General features: G+C 28.4%; 5 protein-coding genes. 4 read left to right on the forward strand and 1 reads right to left on the reverse strand.

Annotated features, from left to right (window positions below; translation table 11 throughout):
- From SOR60_RS10440 to SOR60_RS10455, 4 genes are all read left to right on the forward strand, one after another.
- A partial coding sequence (locus tag SOR60_RS10440; RefSeq protein WP_320595903.1) for a DUF4258 domain-containing protein occupies nt 1-310 on the forward strand: 310 nt, incomplete at its 5' end.
- A complete protein-coding gene (locus SOR60_RS10445; RefSeq protein WP_154539299.1) occupies nt 310-531 on the forward strand; it encodes a DUF1871 domain-containing protein in 222 nt (73 codons plus the stop codon). The genes SOR60_RS10440 and SOR60_RS10445, both read left to right, overlap by 1 nt.
- Before the next feature lie 504 nt (nt 532-1,035).
- The gene (locus SOR60_RS10450) at nt 1,036-1,266 is read left to right on the forward strand and encodes a hypothetical protein (RefSeq protein ID WP_320595904.1); all 231 of its coding nucleotides are present in this window, start codon (nt 1,036-1,038) and stop codon (nt 1,264-1,266) included.
- On the forward strand, nt 1,235-1,528 hold the full coding sequence (locus SOR60_RS10455; RefSeq protein ID WP_320595905.1) for a hypothetical protein: 294 nt from the start codon (nt 1,235-1,237) through the stop codon (nt 1,526-1,528). The genes SOR60_RS10450 and SOR60_RS10455 overlap by 32 nt, the downstream gene beginning before the upstream one ends.
- 208 nt (nt 1,529-1,736) lie before the next feature.
- Here the strand turns inward: SOR60_RS10455 and SOR60_RS10460 are convergent.
- Nucleotides 1,737-1,982, reverse strand: a 246-nt coding sequence (locus SOR60_RS10460; RefSeq protein ID WP_320595906.1) for a transposase, incomplete at its 5' end; no start/stop codon positions are given.

Below are 1,982 nucleotides of genomic sequence, written 5' to 3' on the forward strand. Positions count from 1 at the left end.
TGATAAAATTGACTTGGGCAAATTTGGAAATGTAGTTGATGTTGATGATTTAGATGTTGATTGGGATTTATCATCAATTCATGCATTTGAAAAAATGGAATCTAGGAATATTAGTAAAACATTAGTTGAAGATATTATTAAAAATGGTAAAAGCGTGGAGCAAATTCCAAACGAAAAATACGCTTATGTATCGCCAAAAGGTGTTGTAATATTGCGAAAAGATGGTAAATTGATAACAACATGGAGTGAAAAAGATTTTGATGATAATATGAAAAATATTGTAAAAAAGTTATTTGGAGATGATAAGTGATGAAGATAGATAATATTATAAAGGAATGGGATCCATATTCTCTATTTCCTTATGCACCTCAAGATGAGTATAACTACGAGATAAAGCAAATTAAGAGTTTTATAAAATATGATAAAAATATTGATAACTTAGCAAAATTTTTAGAGAGTATTTTTGATGTAGAAGTTATTTATGATGAAAACAAGAAAAACTTTTTGGAAATTGCAAAAGAATTAGTATAATAGAATTAATCATAGATGTTAAGAAATCTGCCGATAACGCTATTTTATAGAAATGTGGGAGAGGAGGCAGTTCCACCTATGTTTAAAGCACATTCGAGTTAGGATGTGCTTTTTTAGTACGAAAAATATGAAATGAAATTTTTTGAAAGAAATAAAAAAGACAAGAAAAAATAGAGATACTAACTCACTCCCCCACAAATGCGGAAGGTGGAAAGTATCTCTAGTTATTTATAATATACTATATTCTTATTAAAAAATCAACTAAGGAGGAATAAATGGTAACTTTATTACAAATAGCATTAAAGAAATAGTTATAAATAATGGCATCCTAGGTGTAGATGCACTACTGTTGCTTATTTTGCTGATAAGGAAGATGAAAGTGGTTATAATTATAATGAAGATGATAAGGTAAAGGAAGGGATAGGATTATCAAATAAAAATAAATTTTCAGTAAATTCTAAGCAGTTTGGGAAAAAATCTAAAAAATATATGAAGGATTATGGTATGGATGTTTCTTCGGAATCGGATAGAAAAGAATTTATTAAAATGATTAACAATCTTGTTGAAAATCACGACAGTATTATTAGAAATGTAAATTGGAGAGGACAGACCGATACAGTAATAGCTTATGTAAAAGGCGATGATGTAGTATTGGTTAATAAAAATAATGAGTTTATAACTATTTTGAAAGGAGGTATTAACAATGCTAGGATTAAGAACGCAAGAAAGCAATGAATTCATTAATTATTTCACATTTGTTCAAAGTGAAGCCAATAAATTAAATAGGGTTTTCTTTCTTGATTTTGGAGAATGTGATGACAAGATGTTTAACGATATGGAAGTAGACACTTTATTTGGTTGGTTAATACCTAATGAAATGGTTAATATATTTAAAGAAAATTTTGAAAAAAATAAAAGTTTATCTAATTGGGATGATTATTGCATATGGGTTATTCCAGAAATTGATGGAAATAAATTAAATATTGAGTTTGAATAAGCACACTAATAGCTTGCAGGGGGTCTGTAAATAGTTTTGTGTATCAACCTAAATCCTGATCAATGGGTAAGGGTTGATACAATTTTTTATGTATCAATATCTGTCCATTCCTATAGGAATGGAGCTTATCTTAATTTTATACGAACTTAATAAACTGTCAAATTTTCATGAAAATTTGCAGCTGATTTTATAGTTTTTTTACCTGTTTTTAAAACCTCCCTTCAAAAAATATTGATATTTGGGATAGGATTTGATCCCAGCCACGAATTCTACTTGTCCATTTGCTTGAGGCATCTACCATTGCTAAATATAGGCTTTTTTGTAGTGCGTAGTCATTTGGAAATATTGTTTTATTTTTGGTTACTTTTCTTAGTTGTCTATTGAAGTTTTCCATCGCGTTTGTTGTATATATTAGTTTTCTTATTCCTTCTGGGTATTTGAAATATGTGAGAAG

The sequence above is a fragment of the Anaerococcus porci genome, assembly GCF_034090325.1.
Lineage (GTDB): Bacteria > Bacillota > Clostridia > Tissierellales > Peptoniphilaceae > Anaerococcus > Anaerococcus porci.